The 17,626-nt window shown below is 74.2% G+C and carries 13 protein-coding genes; 11 read left to right on the forward strand and 2 right to left on the reverse strand.

Annotation, left to right across the window (positions count from 1 at the left end; translation table 11 throughout):
• Positions 1-6 precede the first annotated feature (6 nt).
• From AB0I91_RS35255 to AB0I91_RS35300, 10 genes are all read left to right on the forward strand, one after another.
• A complete protein-coding gene (locus AB0I91_RS35255) occupies positions 7-714 on the forward strand; it encodes a CIS tube protein (protein WP_498779633.1) in 708 nt (235 codons plus the stop codon).
• A complete protein-coding gene (locus AB0I91_RS35260; protein ID WP_499640807.1) occupies positions 711-2,483 on the forward strand; it encodes a VgrG-related protein in 1,773 nt (590 codons plus the stop codon). Before AB0I91_RS35255 ends, AB0I91_RS35260 begins: the two co-directional genes overlap by 4 nt.
• 16 nt (positions 2,484-2,499) lie before the next feature.
• On the forward strand, positions 2,500-2,805 hold the full coding sequence (locus tag AB0I91_RS35265) for a PAAR domain-containing protein (protein ID WP_498779636.1): 306 nt from the start codon (positions 2,500-2,502) through the stop codon (positions 2,803-2,805).
• Complete coding sequence (locus AB0I91_RS35270; RefSeq protein ID WP_498779637.1) at positions 2,805-3,212, forward strand: GPW/gp25 family protein; 408 nt, start codon at positions 2,805-2,807, stop codon at positions 3,210-3,212. Before AB0I91_RS35265 ends, AB0I91_RS35270 begins: the two co-directional genes overlap by 1 nt.
• Entirely contained in the window at positions 3,212-5,146 is a 1,935-nt protein-coding gene (locus tag AB0I91_RS35275; protein WP_499640809.1) for a putative baseplate assembly protein, read from the forward strand. Before AB0I91_RS35270 ends, AB0I91_RS35275 begins: the two co-directional genes overlap by 1 nt.
• Positions 5,143-5,691 carry a phage tail protein gene (locus tag AB0I91_RS35280; protein WP_498779640.1) on the forward strand — a complete coding sequence of 183 codons (549 nt, stop codon included), beginning with the start codon at positions 5,143-5,145 and terminating at the stop codon, positions 5,689-5,691. The genes AB0I91_RS35275 and AB0I91_RS35280 overlap by 4 nt, the downstream gene beginning before the upstream one ends.
• A gap of 1 nt (position 5,692) precedes the next feature.
• Positions 5,693-6,580: a zinc ribbon domain-containing protein gene (locus tag AB0I91_RS35285; protein WP_499640811.1), complete on the forward strand. Its 888-nt coding sequence runs from the start codon at positions 5,693-5,695 to the stop codon at positions 6,578-6,580.
• A gap of 33 nt (positions 6,581-6,613) precedes the next feature.
• Positions 6,614-7,702, forward strand: a complete 1,089-nt coding sequence (locus tag AB0I91_RS35290) for an NAD-dependent epimerase/dehydratase family protein (RefSeq protein ID WP_499640813.1) — start codon at positions 6,614-6,616, stop codon at positions 7,700-7,702.
• A gap of 186 nt (positions 7,703-7,888) precedes the next feature.
• Entirely contained in the window at positions 7,889-8,509 is a 621-nt protein-coding gene (locus tag AB0I91_RS35295; protein WP_498779645.1) for a helix-turn-helix transcriptional regulator, read from the forward strand.
• 34 nt (positions 8,510-8,543) lie between these two features.
• Positions 8,544-8,732 (forward strand): hypothetical protein, encoded by a 189-nt coding sequence (locus tag AB0I91_RS35300; RefSeq protein WP_498779646.1) that lies wholly within the window; start codon positions 8,544-8,546, stop codon positions 8,730-8,732.
• A gap of 418 nt (positions 8,733-9,150) precedes the next feature.
• Here the strand turns inward: AB0I91_RS35300 and AB0I91_RS35305 are convergent, their stop codons facing one another.
• Both AB0I91_RS35305 and AB0I91_RS35310 read right to left on the reverse strand, forming a co-directional pair.
• Positions 9,151-12,564 (reverse strand): ATP-binding protein, encoded by a 3,414-nt coding sequence (locus AB0I91_RS35305; protein ID WP_499640815.1) that lies wholly within the window; start codon positions 12,562-12,564, stop codon positions 9,151-9,153.
• A gap of 90 nt (positions 12,565-12,654) precedes the next feature.
• Positions 12,655-16,059: an ATP-binding protein gene (locus tag AB0I91_RS35310; RefSeq protein WP_499640817.1), complete on the reverse strand. Its 3,405-nt coding sequence runs from the start codon at positions 16,057-16,059 to the stop codon at positions 12,655-12,657.
• A gap of 567 nt (positions 16,060-16,626) precedes the next feature.
• On the opposite strand from AB0I91_RS35310, the gene AB0I91_RS35315 reads away from it, so the two are divergent.
• Positions 16,627-17,598 carry an ATP-binding cassette domain-containing protein gene (locus tag AB0I91_RS35315; RefSeq protein ID WP_499640819.1) on the forward strand — a complete coding sequence of 324 codons (972 nt, stop codon included), beginning with the start codon at positions 16,627-16,629 and terminating at the stop codon, positions 17,596-17,598.
• Positions 17,599-17,626 lie beyond the last annotated feature (28 nt).

A 17,626-nucleotide genomic window follows, 5' to 3' on the forward strand; every position in this document is an offset into this window, starting at 1 on the left:
GCTGACATGGCAGGCAAACCGGGAGCGAGCCTCACCCGCGCCCAGCTCGTGATCATGGAGCCGCCCGCGCAGGCCGGCGCGAAGCCGGGCGCCAAGCTGGCCACGGTGAAGTTCCAGTTCAACCCGAACACGTTGGCGCTGAGCAAGAACACCGAGTGGCGCCGCAACCCGTCCCGCCTGGCGGACGAGACGTCGATGCCGGAGTTCGTCGGCAGCGGACCGCGCAACCTGTCGGTCGACGTGCTCCTCGACGCCACCGCCACGCACGACAACTCCGTGGAGACCAGGGTGGAGCAGCTGCTCACCGCCTGCGTGCCGACCAAGAAGAGCCTGGCGACGAAGAAGCCCGCGAGCCCGTGGGTCCGCTTCGAGTGGGGCACGTCCAAGACCACGTCGTTCGACGGCGTGCTGTCGAACCTGTCGGTGGACTACTCGCTGTTCGACGTCGACGGCCGGCCGCTGCGCGCGAAGTGCTCGCTGTCGATCGAGGAGGCGGGCAGCGACACCCCGGGCCAGAACCCGACGTCCGGCTCGCGCGAGGCCCGCCGCACGCACCGCGTCGTGGCCGGCGACAGCCTGCCGCAGCTCGCCTGGCGCGAGTACGGCGACGCCACCGCCTGGCGGGTCATCGCCGAGGCCAACGACATCGACGACCCGATGCTGCTCGTGCCGGGCGCGGAACTGCTGGTGCCCGCGATGGAGGAGGCCCGATGACACCGCCCGCCGGCAAGTCGTTCCGCTCGTTCGCCGCCGACCCGATCGTGACGGCGGCCTCGCTGTCGAGCACGTGGGACAAGCGGCTGGTCAGCTGCGTGGTCGACGAGAACGTCGGCCTGCCCGACCTCGCCGTCCTGACCTACCGCGACGGCAACCACGAGCTGCTGACCGCCAGCAAGATCAAGATCGGCACCCCGTTGACGGTGTCCGTGGTGGCGGTCGAGAGCAAGGCCCGGGAGCAGCTGTTCGGCGGCGAGGTCACCGGGCTGGAGACGGACGGCGACTCGACCGGCTCGTTCACCGTCATCCGCGCCATGAGCAAGGCGCACCGGCTGTTCCGGGGCCGTCGGGTGGAGGCGTTCCACAACGTCCCGGCCGCCACCGTGGTGCGCCAGGTCGCCCGCAACGCCGGGCTCACCGTCGGCCGCGTCGAGCTCTCCCCCGTCAGGTACACGCAGCTCAGCCAGGCGAACGTGTCGGACTGGGAGTTCCTCCAGCAGCTCGCCCGCGAGCACGGCGTGACCGTCCAGGTGGACGACAAGGGCACGTTGGAGCTGCTCAAGCCCAAGCCCGCGTCCACCGCGCCCGCGTCCACCGCCACCAGCCCGTTGGTGCTCCGGCACGGCGACCTGCTGGCCCTGCGCGCGTCGCTGACCGGCTCCGACCAGGTGGAGAGGGTCGAGGTGCGCTCCTGGGACGTGGCCACGAAGAAGGCGTTCGTGGCGGTCGAGCCGGCCACCCGGAGCAAGACCGTCCTGCCCGGCTTCGGCGAGTCCGTGGCCGGCAAGAGGACCACCACGCTCGTGGCCGACACGCCCTACAGCACTCAGGCCGAGACGGACACCGCGGCACGGTCGCTCGCCGAGTCGATCAGCGCCGGGTACGCGGAGATCGAGGCGGTCGCCAAGGGCCATCCGCACCTGCGCGCGGGCGTGCCGATCACGTTGGCCGACGTGGGGCCGGCGTTCAGGGGGCACTACACGGCGACGTCGGTGCGGCACGTGCTGGAGCCCGAGCACGGCTACCGCAGCATCGTCACGGTGAGCAGCTCGCCGGACCGGTCGCTGGCCGGGTTGGCGCTGGGCGGCAACGCGCCCGGCCGCTCGCCGCGGATGCCGGGCCTGGCCACCGGGATCGTCACGGACATCAAGGAGGTCGGCCGCGACCAGCGGGGCTGGGTGCGGCTGAAGTTCCCCTGGCTGGACGACAATTACGTCACCGACTGGGTCCGCACCGTGCAGTGGGGCGGTGTCCGCGGCGGCGGCGTGTTCAGCCCCGAGGTCAACGACGAGGTGCTGGTCGGCTTCGAGCAGGGCAGCCTGGACCGCCCGTACGTGCTCGGCGGGCTCTACAACGGCGTCGACCAGCCCTCGCCGCACGACGTGCCGCTGGTGGACCGCACGAGCGGCCGGGTGAACCGGCGGTCGCTGGTGTCCCGCACGGGCAACCGGCTGGAGCTGCTGGACGGCCTCACCGCCGCCGGCGTCCGCCTCCAGACCGGTGACAAGCGGCTGGACATCACGCTGGACGAGAAGACCGGGAGCATCGACATCCGGGTGAGCACGCCGCGGGGTCGCCGGGTGCTCGGCTCGATCAGCCTGGACGCGCGCGGGATCACCGTCGACGCCGGGCTCGGCGACCTGGTGCTCAAGGGCAGGACGGTGTCCGTCGAGGCGACCACCTCGGTGTCCGTCAGCGGCGCCGACGCCTCCGTCGAAGGCCGGGCCCAGGCCGTGCTCAAGGGCGCGATCGTCCGGATCAACTGACCCGAAGGAGATCACCATGTTCCCCGCCGCCCGACTGGGTGACAAGACGTCGCACGGCGGCGCCGTCGGCACCCCGCCGCCCGCGGTGGCCGCCAAGGTGGCCACCGTCCTGATCGAGGGCAAGCCCGCCGCCGTGGGCGGCAGCCTGCACGTGTGCGTCATCCCCAAGGACGCCGTCCTGGGGCCCGCGAACATCGTCAAGCCCCGCGTCGGCGGCCAGGTGCTCATCGGCGGGGTCGTCGCCGCACGGGTCGGCGACAGCACCACCTGCCAGGCGAACGTCCTCACCGGTGCGCCGACCGTGCTCATCGGGGGCAGGTGATGAGCGAGAGCTTCATCGGGCGCGGCTGGGGTTTCCCGCTGCGGACCGGGCCGACCGGCGGCATCGGGATGGTCGAGCGCGAGCAGGAGATCACCGAGGCCATCCGGCTCGTGCTCGGCACGGCGCCGGGCGAGCGGCCGATGCGCCCGGAGTTCGGCTGCGGCATCCACGAGCACGTGTTCGCCTCGGCCGACGGCGCCACGGCGGGCCACGTCGCCCGCGAGGTGCGCGCCGCGCTGGACCGCTGGGAACCGCGCATCGAGGTCGACGACGTGGTGGTCGCGTTCGACGCCGTCGAGGTCGGCACGCTCTACATCGACGTGCGCTACACCATCCGGTCCACCAACGACCGGCGCAACCTGGTCTTCCCCTTCTACACCATCCCGGCCGAGGGGGGCGTGGAGTGATGGCGCTGCCCGCACCGAACCTGGACGACCGGCGCTTCCAGCAGCTCGTGGACGAGGCCAAGCGGTACGTCCAGCAGAGCTGTCCGGAGTGGACGGACCACAACGTGTCCGACCCCGGCGTCACCCTCATCGAGACCTTCGCGCAGATGGTCGACCAGCTCGTCTACCGGCTCAACCGGGTGCCCGAGCGCAACCACCTGGCGTTCCTGGACCTGCTCGGCGTCACGCTGTTCCCGCCGACCGCCGCGCGCGCCGACGTCACGTTCTGGCTGTCCGCGCCGCAGCCGCAGCCCGTCGTGCTGCCCGTCGGCACCGAGGTCGCCACGGCGCGCTCGGAGAGCTCCGAGGCGGTCGTGTTCGCCACCACCGACGAGCTGACCGTGGTGCCGTGCTCGGTCCGGCGGCTGGTGACCAGGGCGGCGTCGGGTGAGCACACCGACCGGACCAAGGACCTGGAGGCGGGCCGGGACGTGCGGTGCTTCCAGGCCACGCCGACGCCCGGCGACGCGACGCTGTTCGGGCTGTCGGCCGCCGTGCCGCGCTGCGTGGTGGTGCTGCGGCTGGACAGCCGGGTCGAGGGCATCGGCGTCGACCCGCGGCAGCCGCCCCTGGTGTGGGAGGCGTGGACCGGGCAGGACTGGCAGCCGTGCGAGGTCGACGAGGACAGCACCGGCGGCCTGAACCGGCCCGGTGAGGTCGTGCTGCACGTGCCCGCCGGGCACACCGAGTCCGCGGTGGCGGGCCACCGCGCGGGCTGGCTGCGCTGCCGCGTCACCGAACCGGTGCGGGAGCAGCCGTTCTACTCGGAGTCGCCGACCGTGCGCGAGGCCGAGGCGTTCACCATCGGCGGCACCACCGCGGCCGAGCACGCCGAGACGGAGACCGACGTGCTGCTGGGCGAGACGGCGGGCGTGCCGGGGCAGCGGTTCACCGCGCCGCGCTCGCCCGTGCTGCTGGACGGCGACCCGGTGGTGGTGCGGGTGTCGTCGGGCGACGGCTGGCAGGACTGGACCGTGGTGGACCACTTCGGCGAGTCGACGCCGCAGGACCGGCACGTGGTGCTGGACGCCGTGCGCGGCGAGTTCCACTTCCCGCCGGCGGTCCGAGAGGCGGACGGGACGTTGCGCCGCTACGGCGCCGTGCCGCCCAAGGGCTCGGTGGTGCAGGTGCCCCGCTACCGCACGGGTGGCGGACGGGCGGGCAACGTGGCGCGCGGCGCGATCTCGGCGCTGCGCAGCTCGGTGCCGTACGTGGCGGCGGTGGAGAACCGCGAGGCCGCCCGCGGCGGCGTCGACGGCGAGACCGTGGCGGAGGCGAAGGTGCGCGCGCCGCACCAGCTCCGGGTGCAGGAACGCGCGGTGACGGCCGCCGACCACGAGCACATCGCCAAGCTGGCCGCGCCGTCGCTGGCCAGGGTGCGGTGCCTGCCCGACGGTCCGGGCGCGGCCCGGGTGCTGGTGGTGCCCGACGCGGTGGCCGACCAGGGCGACCGGCTGCGGTTCGAGCAGCTGGTGCCGACCGAGGACGTGGTGTCGGCGGTGGCGCGGCGGTTGGACGAACGGCGGCTGCTCGGCACCCGGCTGGTCGTGGAACCGCCGCGCTACCAGGGCGTCACGGTGGTCGCGCGCGTGGTGGCGCCGGCCACCGAGGGCAACGGGGTGCGCGAGGACGCGCTGGACGCGCTCTACCGCTACCTCAACCCGCTGCGCGGCGGCACGGAGGGCACCGGGTGGGAGTTCGGCCGGCCGGTGCAGTACGGCGAGGTCTTCGCGGTGCTCCAAGGCGTCGGCGGGGTGCGGCTGGTGGAGGAGATCAGGCTGTTCCCGGCCGATCCGATCACCGGGGCGCGTGGCGCGCCGGTGGACCGGGTCGAGGTCGCGCCGAACGCGCTGGTGTTCTCCTACCAGCACCAGATCGTGGTGGTGGGGTCGTGAGCCGCGCCGCGCTCCCGGAACTGCCCAGCCGGTACCCGCTGGGCGGGATGCTGCCCTCGCTGTACGCGGCCGACGACTTCGCCCAGCGGTTCACCTCGGGCCTGGACGCCGTGCTGTCGGCGATCCTGTCGACCCTCGACAACCTGGCGGAGCACTTCGACCCGGACCTCGCGCCCGCGGACTTCGTGACGTGGCTGTCGTCCTGGGTCGCGGCGGACCTCGACCCGGCGTGGCCGGAGCCGCTGCGCCGGGAGGTGGTGCGCCGCGCCGTCGAGCTGCACCGCCTGCGCGGCACCGCACGTGGCCTCGTGGCGCGGTTGGAGCTGTGCCTCGGCGTGCGGGCGGAGGTGGTCGACGGCCCCGGCGCGACGTGGTCCACCACGCCCGACACCGCCCTGCCCCGCCCGTCGGACGTCGTGCTGGTGCGGGTGCGGCCCGGCCGGTCCGGCGCGGTCGACCGGGACCGGGTGGTGGCGCTGGTCGAGGCGGTGTGCCCGCTGCACGTGACCTGCGCCGTCGAGGTGCCGAGCGGGAACGGGGACTGACATGCGCCTGTGCACGCAGTGCGGCGCGCCCGTGCGCGACGCGGACGACTTCTGCGGCAACTGCGGCACCTACCTGGGCTGGGCCGCCGAACCGCAGGTGCCGCAGGCGCCGCAGGACGAGGCCGAGGAGCGGCCCGGGCCAGTGCTGCCGGGTCGGCCGGAGGCGCGACGACCGCTGCCCAGCGCGGTGGACGACGAGGTGGTCGTCGGGCCGCCGTGCCCGGCGTGCGGGGTCGCGAACCCGCCGGGACGCCGGTTCTGCCGCCGGTGCGCCACGCCGTTGCGCCCCGGCGTGACCGAACCGCGGCGGCAGGCCCGACGGCGGTGGCGGTGGCACGGCGACACCTCTCGGTGGCTGCGCCGGCTCGTCGCGTTCGCCGCGGGCGCGGTGCTGCTCCTGGCCGTGATCGCGTTCTACCCGACGGCGTCGGCGCTGATCGAGGACGTGCGCGACAAGACCTCCACCCCCGTCGCGATCGGGCCGACCAGCACCACCGCCACCGCCGAGGTGCCCGGTCACCCCGCGGCGGCGGCCGTGGACGGCCTGTCGAACCGGTACTGGGGCGCGACGGCCGTGGGCGACGCGGTGGAGTTCGGCTTCGCGACCCCTTACCGGCTGCTGTCGGTGGTCGTGCACACGGGCGCCGGCGTGGAGGAGCGCGCATTCACCGGGCAGGCGAGGGTCTCCGCGATGGACATGGTGGTCATCACGGCGGACGGGTCCAGCCGCACCGTGCCGCTGCCGTTGGCCGACCGGGTGGGTCCGCAGCGCGTCGACACGGCGGTGAGCGGCGTGGTGCGGATCCGGCTGGTGGTGCGGGCGGCGGCGGGTCAGGCGCAGGGGCGGCACATCGCGTTGGGCGAGGTGGAGTTCTTCCGCCGGCCTTGAGTGTCCATTGCAGACTTCAGGAAGGAGCGGCACGTGGACGTGGTAGTGGTCACCGGATCGGCGGGCCTGGTCGGTGGTGAGGCCGTGCGGGCGCTCGCGTCGAGGTTCGACCTGGTCGTGGGGGTGGACAACGGGATGCGGCGGCGCCTGTTCGGCCCGGCCGGCTCCGTCGCGGACAACCTGGCCGACGTCGAGCGCATCCCGAACTACCGGCACCACCAGATGGACGTGCGCGACGCAAGCGCGCTCGGCACGTTGTTCGGCGAGTACGGGACGGACGTGCGGCTGGTCGTGCACACGGCCGGGCAGCCGAGCGACGTGTGGGCGGCCGACCGGCCCCTGGCGGATCTGGAGGTCAACGCGGTCGGCACGATGACCGTGCTGGAGGCCGTGCGGCGGCACTGCCCCTCGGCGGTGGTCGTGCTGACGTCCACCACGAAGGTGTACGGCGACCTGTCGGACTCCCTGCCGCTGGTGGAGACCGACACGAGGTGGGAGATCGACCCGGCGCACCCCTACCACGAGCACGGCGTCGACGAGTCGATCCGGCTGGGCGGGAACCGGACGTTCGCCGGGGTGTCGAACCTGGCCGCCGACCTCGCCGCGCAGTCGTACGCGGCCCTGCTGGGGCTGCGGGTCGGGGTGTTCCGGTGCGGCAGCGTGGCCGGGGCCAGGCAGGCGGGGGTGGAGCAGAGCGGCTTCCTGTCGCACCTGGTGCGCAGCGCCGTGCGCGGTGCGACGTTCCCGGTGATCGGGCACGGCGGCAAGCAGGTGCGCGACGTGCTGGACGCGCGTGACCTGGTGGAGATGTTCTGGCACTTCTACCTGGACCCCCGTCCCGGCGAGGTCTACCACGCGGGTGGCGGGCGGGAGCGGAGCACGTCGATCCTGGAGCTGATCGCCCGGTACGAGTACCTGACCGGGCAGGAGGTGCGGTTCGAGTACGTGCCCGAGCACCGGTTCGCGGACGTACGGTGCTGGATCACCGATACCCGCAAGTTCCGCCGCGACTACCCGGGCTGGCGGCCGGCGCACGACCTGGCCGACGTCCTGCGGTCCGTGCACGAGCACTGGGTCGAGGTCGACGAGCTGGGGCTGAGCGGCTCGCCGGTCACCTCTTGACTCGCCTCTCGCCACCTCGCGCCTCTTGACCGGCGGCCTTCCCCGGTGTTGAGTTCGGAGCGCGTCTCTTCACGTCGTCCGGACATCATCCAGCGGCCGTGAAGAATCCTTTTAGACGGGCTTGAGACCGCGTGAAGCCTCGGCTCGCAGACTCGGTGGTGCAATCCGAGACTGCGGGAGGCAGCGGTGGAGCGAATCCGGGTCGTGGTCCAAGCGGCGGATCACCTGAGCATGACGGGCCTGATCACCTACCTCGGTTCGAGGCCCGACTTGGAACTGCTGGAGGGCGCCGTCCACGCGAAGCCGGACGTCGTCGTCATGGCGGTCGACCGGCTGGGGGTCGAGGTGGTGGCGCGGTTGCGCCGGGCTGCCGCGCACGTCGGCGCGCCGGTGGTGCTGATCGTCGACGAGGTCGGTGAGTCCGACGTGCTCACGGCCGTGGAGTGCCGGATCGTGGCAATCCTGCCGCGGGCCACGGTGACCGACCAGCTGGTGCTGCGCAGCGTCCTGACCGCGGCGGCGGGTGGTGGCGCGATGCCGCCGAACATGGTGGCGGAGCTGCTGCGGCACGTGCAGCGGTTGCAGCGGCAGGTGCTGGAGCCGGAAGGGGGGCGTGACCGGCTCTCGGCGCGGGAGACGGACGTGCTGCGGTTGATGGCCGACGGGTTGGACACGGCCGAGATCGCGGGCCGGCTGTCGTACTCGGAGCGGACCATCAAGAACGTGTTCTACGGCATCACCACCCGGCTCAACCTGCGCAACCGGCCGCACGCGGTCGCTTACGCCCTTCGGAAGGGGATGATCTGAGATGTCGGAGGCTCAGCCCGCGGTGAGGAAGGACGTGACGAGGAAGGACCCGGCCGCGCTTCGGCACGTGGTCGACCTGGCGCTGCGGGGCATCCGGGCCAAGTCCCGCACCCCCCACCCGGTCCGCCCGCATGGCGAGGCCAGGTGGGTGATGTCGTCGGACGGCGTCATCAACGCTCCCTCACATGACGAGACCACTACCACCGAGACCCCGGATCCCTAACCCATCCCGCTTGGTTCCGAGATCACCCAAAAGTGGCACAGGCGTCGGGGATGAATGGAAACGGTAAATTTGTTGCCGGGAAAAGAAGGTGTGGCGCGACGGCCGGAAACGATCTGCCCAGCCCACCGCCGCGCATCCTCAGCCCAACCCCACGACCGACCGACCCTCACCCAACGCCCCACCAGCCCTCAACGCCGACCCACCAGCACCCAACGCCCCCCAGCCCTCGCCCATCACTCCTCGCCGCGACCCACCGGCCCCCGCCCACCGGCCCACACCCAACGACCCACACCCAACGACGCACACTTGGCAATGATCCGTCCCTTCCCTTTGCCCGGTTGTACGGCAGCCGGTGGTCGCGTCGATCAGGAGTCGCTGAGATCACCTCACCGGATCCGCCCCCGGCTCGCACCCCGGCTCAACCCGCCTCCGCGACCCGTGCGGCGGCCCGCCTCACGTCCCACCGTGCGCCGAAACCGCGGTAGAGGTCGATCGCCTCGCCGACGACGCCCGCGGCCTCCGCCGCCTCGCCGCGCCGGGCGAGCAGCACGGCCTGGTCCTCCAAGGTCTGCGCCAGCTCGAACGTCCGGCCCACCGCGCGGTAGTGGCCGATGACGGGCACCAGGCCCTCCGGGTCCGCCGCCAGCACGCTCCGGCACCGCCGCGCCGCCGCAGCCGCACGGGCCGCCTTGGTCTCCCGAGCGGCCTCGGCCTCGCACGCTTCGACGGCCGCCCGGGCCGTCGCCTGATCACCGCACGCCAACGCCTGGCGCACCAGCTCGGGCAGCCACTGGTGCCGCAGCATCATGTCGGCGTACCGGGTGTCGAGGATCGCGCCGAGCACCGCCACCGCACCCGCGTGATCACCCTCGCGCGCCGCCGCCATCGCCTGGGCCGCGACGAGGAAGTCGCAGTTCTCCCGATACGCCTCCGTCACCAAGGGCAACGTCAGCCCCGTGGTCAGGTGGGTCTGCAGCCGCTCGCCGTCGTCCCGGTGCGCGGCGATCAGCGCGACCACGCCGTGCAGCAGCACGGGCCCGCCCTCGCGCAGGCCGAAGCCGGTGAACTCCGGATCGCCGACGACCGCCTCCAGCCGCCCCACCGCCTCGTCCCACCCCCCGAGCCAGAACTGGTGCACGGCGGCGGCGAGGTGCAGGCCGGCCACCGGCGTCCCGCGACCCGCCAGCTCGAACGCGGCCCGCAGGCTCGACGTCGCCTCCTCCAACCGGTCCAGGCACTGGAGCGTGAAGATGCGGTTGTCCAGCAACAACAGCCGCAGGTCGGTGAGGCTGACGTCGGTGCCGACCACGTCCAGTGCCTGGTCCAGGTACGCGACGGCCCGCGGGTAGTCCCGGCGCACGGCCTCGACCTGCCACAACACCTCCAGCGCCTGACCGATGGCGAACGGGTCGGCGGCCCGCTCGCCCGCCTCGATGGCCGCCCGCGCGCTGGTCTCGGCGCCGTCCAGCTCACCGATCCCCGCCCGCTGCACCAAGGCCAGCAACGACAACAGCCGCGCCCGCCACATGTCCGACAGCACGGGATCGGCCAACGCCTCCCGCGACGCCGTCACCGCCTCCTCCGCCCGCGCACCCCGGTAGGGCATGTACGCCAACGTCCACCGCACCTCCGCGATCAGGTCCGGCGACCGCAACCGCGGCAACGCCCGGCGCGCGTGCTCCTCGGCCTCCGCGTCCCGCCCGATCCGGAACAACGCGCTGCTGAGGTGCGCCATCAACGTCGCGTCACGCTCGTCCCGCGCCACCGACGACCCGAGGCAGCGCTGCAACAGCTCGACCGCCACCAACGGCGCGCGGTAGACCAGCGCGGGCGCCTGCGCGACCAGCCAGTCCACCACCCACGAACCGACGTCGCCGGACGCGGCCAGCAGCTGCTCGGCCACGTGGTCCACGGGCGCGCCGGACGCCGCGAGCGCTTGCGCGGCCTGCTGGTGCAACGCGGTGCGCAGGGCGGCGGGCGTCCCCTCGTACAGGGCCTGCCGGATGAGCGGGTGCCGGAACGCCATCCGCGGACCGGCGTCACGCAGCACACCCGCCGCCACGGCCTCCTCCAGCCGTCCGGCGAGGTCGAACACGGGTGTGCCGAGCACCACCGACAGGTCGTCGACCGCGAACTCGCCGCCGAGCAGGGCGGACCACCGCAGCACCTCCCGGGTCGGGTCGGACAGGAAGTCCAGCCGGCCGGTCACCGCGGACACCAGCGACACCGGCACGCGGTCCAACGCGTGCGCGGCGACGTCCGCGACCCCCGTGTCGACCTCCACGACCCGTTCGCGGACGAGCGCGTCGGCGACCTCGCGCAGGTACAGCGGGTTGCCACCGGCACGGGCGGCGATCCGGCGCAGCCCCGGCCCTGGCGACGCGCCGACGAGGCGTCCGACGAGGCCGGCCACCTCGGTGTCGGCCAGCGGCGCGAGGTCGAGCACCGCGCCGCCGCTCGACTCGACGTCCCGGCGCAGCCGCGCGACCTCGGCCCGGTACGGCACCGGCCTGGCCGCGCCGACCAGCAGCAGCGGCAGGCGTCGGGCCACGGTCGTGAGCCGGTGCCACACCTGGGTGCTGGTCTCGTCCGACCACTGGAGGTCGTCGAGCGCGAACACCAGCGGGCCGTCGGCGCACAGCTGTTCCACCAGGGCGACGAGCCGGTCGACCGCGCCGAACACCGGGTCGGAGTCGGCGAAGATCGACCCGGCGGGTCGCTCCTGGCGCAGTGCCCTCGCGGTCGCCGCACGCCTCGGGTCCGGCGAACGCGTCTCGACGCGCAGGCAGTCCAGCGCGAGCCGCAGCGGGAAGCGGCTGCCCAGCTCGTCGGCGACGGCGTGGGCGACCTGGTGCCCGGACCGGGTGGCCTGCTCCAGCACCGCGGCCAGCAGCGCCGACTTGCCGATGCCCATCTCGCCTTCGATCCACAGCAGCCGCCCCGCGCCGGTGGTGACGTCGTCGACCACCCGGCGCACGGCCGCCAGTTCCACGTCCCGTCCCACGAGCCCCGCGTCGGGCGGCGGGTCGACCGGCTGCACGACGGACGGTCGCCGCACGGCGGTCACCGGCTCCGGGTCCGTGCCGCTCAGAATGTGCTCGTGCGCGGCGCGCAGCCGTCGTCCCGGCTCGACCTCCAGCTCCGCCACCAGGACCCGGCGCGCGTCCCGGAACACCTCGAGCGCCTCGGCGCTGCGCCCGGACCGGTGCAGGGCGAGCATCAGCAGCTCGCGCGCCCGTTCCCGCAGCGGTTCCTCGGCCACGAGGTCGACCAGCTCGGCGACGACCTCGGCGTGCGCGCCGGAGGCCAGCGCGGCCTCGGCGCGCAGTTCCCGCGCGGTGGTCCGCGCTTCGCCGAGCCTGCGCCGCTGCGCTTCGGCGAACGGACCGGTCAGCCCCGCCAGCGCCTCGCCGCGCCACAGCGCCAACGCCTCGTCCAGCGAACGCCGGGCGGCGCCGGGGTCGCCGTCGGCGAGCTGCCGCCGGGCCTGGTCGCGCATCGACTCGAACGCCGCCACGTCCAGCCCGCCGTCCACCAGCAGCCGGTAGCCGGAGCCGACCGACACCAGCGACCGCGCCGGGACGCCGCGTGGCCGGTCCGGTTCCAGCGCCTTGCGCAGCGTCGACACGTAGGTGTGGACGCTGCCTTCGGCCGTCGGCGGCGCGTCGGCGCCCCAGACGCCCGCCACCAGCTCGTCACGCCCCACGCCACCGGAACGCAGCGCCAGCATCGCGAACAGCGCCCGCGGCCGCGAGGAGCCCAACTCCACTTCCCGCTCACCCCACCATGCGCGCACCGTGCCCAGCAGTTCGACCCGCAACGCGCCCGTCATCCCGCAGACCACCTCTCGTCCGACACCCTGCCCGCGCACCGCCGCACGTCGACCGTCACCTCACCGACCGCCCCACCCGACCGCAGCCCGTCAGCCCGCACCGACCCATCCGAACTCCTGTCCCTCACCGCGCATCCGGTTGCGCGCCCGTCGCGCGTCGTGCACCGCGCCCAGGCCTTCGTAGCCCGCCAACGCCTCGCGCAACGCCGCCTCGGCCGCCGCCCGGTCACCCCGGGCCGCGAGCAGCACCGCTGCGTCCTCCGACGCCTCCGCCAGCTCCACCGGCCGTCCGGCGGACCGGTACCGCGCCACGGCGGCGAGCACCGGCTCCGGGTCGCCCTCCACCAGCCCCCGACAGCGGGCTTCGGCGGTGGACGCCCGGCCGGGAACCCGTTCCAGCGCGGCCTCTTCGACGGACGCGGCCAGCGCGCGCTCGGCGAGGTCCGACCGCCCGGTCCGGACGGCGAGCCGCGCCACGTCGGGCAGCCACTGGTGCCGCCGCGGCAGGTGGGCGGGGTGGGCGGTCAGCAGTGGCTCCACGGCGGCGAAGGCCTCGTCGAGCCGTTCGGCGTGCTCGGCCAGCACCACCCGTGCGACGAGCAGGAAGTCGCCGTTCTCCCGGTCGGACGGGGTGACGAGGGGCAGTTCGGCGGCGGCGCGGAGGTGGTCCTCCGCCACCCGGGTCCGGCCTCGTCGGGCGGCGACCAGCGCGGCCACGCCGTGCACGAGCAGGAGCGGCCCACGTTCGCGCAGCCCGGCGGGCGGGTCGTCGCGCAGGGCGTCCGCCTCGGCCAGCGCCCGGTCCCACCGGCCGCGCCAGTAGTCCTGCACGGCGGTGGTGACGTGCGGACCGAGCCCGCCGGACCGGGCCAGGTCGCGGGCCGCGCGCAGCACGTCGTCGGCCTCGTCGAGCCGGTCCAGGCTCTGCAGCGTGAACGCCTTGTCGTCCAGCAGGTCGAGCCTCAGCGTGGTGAGGTCCCGGTGCCCGTCGGTCAGGGCCAGCGCGCGGTCGACCCGTTCCAGGGCTTCCGCGTGGTCGCGGCGGACGGTGCTGACCTGCCACAGCCCTTGCAGCGCGTGGGCCGCGGCCAGGTCGTCCCCCACGTCCTCGCCACGCCGGAGGGCGCGGTTCGCCGTCTCCTCGGCGGCGGCGACGTCGTTGAGTCCTTCCCGCTGCACCACCGCCAGCAACGACTCCAGGCGCGCGCGCCACAACGGCGGCACCGCGTCGTCCGCCACCGCCGTGCGCAAGGCGTCGACGGCTTCGCTCACCTGGCCGTCCCGGTACCGGGTGTAGGCGAGGATCCAGCGCATCCCGGCGGCCCGGTCGGCGTCCCTGGTGCGGGCCAGCACGTACCTCGCCGCGGCCTGGGGCGATCGGCCGAGCCAGAACATCAAGGTGGCCAACAGGGCGGCCAGCCGCTCACGGCGTTCGGCGTCCACTGTGGACTCGGCGATCACCGCGCGGAGCAGTTCGACGGCCGGGTCGGGCGCCCGGCTCACGAGCACCACCGCGTGCGCGACCAGCCAGTCCGCGGCCCACTCGTCCACCGTGCCCGGCGCGGCGGCCAGCTGCCCGACGACGAGTTCGACCGGTGCGCCCGCCTCGGCGAGCGCCTCGGCGGCCTGGCGGTGCAGCGCGGCCCGGACACCGGCGGGCACGGAGAGGTAGAGCGCCTGGCGGAGGAGCCGGTGGCGGAACGCCAGCTTCGACCCGCCGTCGTCCAGCACGCCGGCGGCGGTCGCCTCCTCCACCGCGGCGACGAGGCTCCCCAGCGCGCGGCCCGTCACGGTCGCGACGTCACCGAGGGCGAACTCGTCGCCCAACAACGCCGCCGAGCGCAGCACGTCCGTCGTGGCGGCGGACAGGAAGCCGAGCCTGCGGGACAGCACCGACACCAGGGAGCGGGGTAACTCCTGGTCGGCGCCCGCGACCGGCTCGGCCAGGCCGCCGACCACCCGGACCGCGCGTTCGCGCTGCATGACGTCGACGAGGTCCTTGGTGTAGAGCGGGTTCCCGGCGGCCAGGTCGGTGAGCGCGCGCAGGCTCCCACCGGGCGGCGCGCCGAAGCGCGCGGTCAGCAGCGCGGTGACCGACTCGTCCGACAGGCGGCCGAGTTCGACGACCCGGCCGCCGGCGCCGACGACCGCGCGCCGCACCTGGTCCACGTCGGCCCGCCGCGGCACCGGCCGACCGGCGGCGACCAGCAGCAGGGGCCACTGGCGCACCACCCGCAGGAGGCGGTGCCACAGCAGGACGCTGGCCTCGTCCACCCACTGGAGGTCGTCGACCACGATCACCAGCGGCGCCTCGTCGCACAGCTCGTCGACCAGGCCGATCATCCGCTCGATCACCAGCGGCACCGGGTCGTCGGACGCGCCGGCCGGGCGGCGCAGCGCCTGCGCCAACGCGGCCCGGCGCGGATCGCCGGAGGACTCGGTGACGTCGAGGCAGTCGAGCAGCACGCGCAGCGGGGTGCGCGGCCCGAACTCGTCGCCCGCCGCCCACGCCACCCGGCAGCCGGCGTCGGCCGCCCGGGACAGGCCGGTGGCCAGCAGGGCGGACTTGCCGATGCCCGGCTCGCCACCGACCCAGACCGCGCCGCCCCGACCGGCGACCAGGGCGGAGACGGCCCCGCGCAGCACGTCCGCCTCCTCCTCCCGGCCGACGAACACGGCGGGCTCGATCATCGGCGAGGCGCCGACCCGCGGCGCCGGGACGTCGTCGGCCTTGTCCTCCAACACGATCCGGTGCGCCTGCCGCAGCGCGGAGCCCGGCTCGATGCCCAGCTCCTCCACGAGCACCCGGCGTGCGTCGTGGTAGACCTCCAACGCCTCCGCCTGGCGCCCGGCCCGGTGCAGCGCGGTCATGAGCAGGGCGCGCAGGCCCTCCCGCACCGGGTGCTCGCGGGTCAGCGCGGCGAGGTCCGCGATCACGTCCTCGTGCCGCCCGACGACCAGCGCCAGCTCGGCCCGCCGTTCCGCGGTGGCCAACCGCAGCTCGTGCAACCGCGACCGCTGCGACTCGGCGAACGGGCCGGGCACCCCGGAGAGCGCCTCACCGCGCCACAACGCGTGCGCCTGCTCCAGCTCGGCCAGCGCCAGCGCCGGTTCGCGGTCGGCCAGCTCCCTGGCCCGTTCGCGGTGGCGTTCGAACCGGTGGACGTCCACGCCGTCGACCGGCACGCGCAGGCAGTACCCGGACCCGGCGGAGGTGAGCACCACGCCGGCGGACCGCTTGGGCCGCTCCGGCTCCAACGCCCGGCGCAGGCCGGAGATGTAGGTGTACAGGCCGGCGCCGGCCGTCGCGGGCGGCGAGTCGCCCCACACGCCGTCGATCAGCTCGTCCTTGGACACGGCCTGCCCGGCCCGCAGGGCGAGCAGGGCGAACACCGCGCGCTGCCGGGCGGTGCCCAGTTCGACCTCGACCCCGTTGCGCCAGGCCCGGACGGCGCCCAGCAGTTCCACCCGGACGGGGACGGGGGCAGCCGTCACCGCTTCCGCCCGCCGCGGCCGGTCGGCCGTGCCATTCGGTGGAGTGCGCGTTGTCGCCCGTTCCGATCGGGCCAGGTCGATTCCACCGGACCGGGAATGGCGTCCGCCGCGCAGTCGCCCGCCGACATCGGATCACCACCCCCTCGCCCCGACCTGCGGCAATCGGCCCGCTCGCCGATCGGCGCACGACCACCCTCCAACATAACCACAGGGAGCCACTCCTGGTCGCCAACCGTAGCGGTAAACCCGGTCGCGCCCGAAGGCGGCAATCCCGGCCAACGGACTTCCGGCAGTCGCGATATCGGCCGGTGTGCCGATGTCGGAGCAATCGGATCGGCCTCCCGGGTGATCTGCTGTCAAAGGCGTCCCAATTCGCTCCACGCAACATTTTCGACGTCTACTCGCCCTGACGAGCGGTCGACCCGAAGGACCACTGTCCGTTGTAGACGGAGCCGGGTCGGTGACAGCTCGGCCGACGGCCATGCCCGCCCGGCGACCGTGACCGGTGGAGGGTGGTGAAACCGCGGTGAAACCGTCGTGATCCGGTGCGGCGGCACCGTGCTCCGCATGACGAACAACCCCGCGATCGCGGTGACCGGATTGCGCCGGTCGTACGGCAGGCAGGTGGTGCTCGACGGCATCGACCTGCACGTGCCCGAGGGCGCCGTCTTCTCCTTGCTCGGCCCCAACGGCGCGGGCAAGACGACCGTGGTCCAGATCTTGTCGACCCTGATCCGCGCCGACGCGGGCGAGGTCCGCGTCGGCGGGCACGACGTGCGCCGCGAACCCGACCTCGTGCGGGCCGCGATCGGCGTCACGGGTCAGTTCTCGGCGGTGGACGACTTCCTCACCGGCGAGGAGAACCTGCTGCTCATGGCCGACCTGCACCACCTGGGCCGGGCCGAGGGCCGGCGACGCGCGGCGGACCTGCTCGAACGGTTCGGCCTCGGCGAGGCGGCGAGGAAGGCGGGCGTGACGTACTCCGGCGGCATGCGGCGTCGGCTCGACCTCGCCATGGGCCTGATCGGCGACCCGAGGGTGGTCTTCCTCGACGAGCCGACCACCGGGCTCGACCCGCGCAGCCGGCGCGACCTGTGGCAGATCGTGCGCGACCTCGTCGCCCGGGGTGTGACGATCTTCCTCACCACGCAGTACCTGGAGGAGGCGGACCAGCTCGCCGACCGGATCGCGCTGCTCGACCACGGCCGGATCGTCGCCGAGGGCGCCCCGGCCGAGTTGAAGCGGCTGGCGCCGGGCGGGCACGTCGAGCTGCGGTTCGCCGACGACCGCGCCCTGGCCGACGCCGCCGCCGCGCTGGGCGTCGCACCGGACCCGGCCGACGAGCCGCTGGTCCTGCGGGTGCCCGGCGACGGCGGCGTCCGCTCCCTCAGAGCCCTGCTCGACCGCCTCGACGCCGCCTCGGTCGACGTGGACGGGCTGGCCGTGCGCACCCCCGACCTGGACGACGTGTTCTTCGCCGTGACGGGCCGGCCCGTCACGGCCGCCGTTCCCCCCACCCCGGAAGCGACCACCCGATGACCGCGATCACCCTGGCCGGCCGCGACGC

The organism is Actinosynnema sp. NPDC049800 (assembly GCF_040656635.1).
In the GTDB taxonomy this organism is placed as follows: Bacteria; Actinomycetota; Actinomycetes; order Mycobacteriales; family Pseudonocardiaceae; genus Actinosynnema.

What these genes read in the sequence shown, in the direction of transcription:
- AB0I91_RS35275 (WP_499640809.1), top strand. Translation starts at nt 3,212, where the DNA reads ATGGCGCTGCCCGCACCGAACCTGGACGACCGGCGCTTCCAGCAGCTC.
- AB0I91_RS35270 (WP_498779637.1), top strand. Translation starts at nt 2,805, where the DNA reads ATGAGCGAGAGCTTCATCGGGCGCGGCTGGGGTTTCCCGCTGCGGACC.
- AB0I91_RS35255 (WP_498779633.1), top strand. Translation starts at nt 7, where the DNA reads ATGGCAGGCAAACCGGGAGCGAGCCTCACCCGCGCCCAGCTCGTGATC.
- AB0I91_RS35260 (WP_499640807.1), top strand. Translation starts at nt 711, where the DNA reads ATGACACCGCCCGCCGGCAAGTCGTTCCGCTCGTTCGCCGCCGACCCG.
- AB0I91_RS35305 (WP_499640815.1), bottom strand. Translation starts at nt 12,564, where the DNA reads ATGACGGGCGCGTTGCGGGTCGAACTGCTGGGCACGGTGCGCGCATGG.
- AB0I91_RS35285 (WP_499640811.1), top strand. Translation starts at nt 5,693, where the DNA reads ATGCGCCTGTGCACGCAGTGCGGCGCGCCCGTGCGCGACGCGGACGAC.
- AB0I91_RS35315 (WP_499640819.1), top strand. Translation starts at nt 16,627, where the DNA reads ATGACGAACAACCCCGCGATCGCGGTGACCGGATTGCGCCGGTCGTAC.
- AB0I91_RS35265 (WP_498779636.1), top strand. Translation starts at nt 2,500, where the DNA reads ATGTTCCCCGCCGCCCGACTGGGTGACAAGACGTCGCACGGCGGCGCC.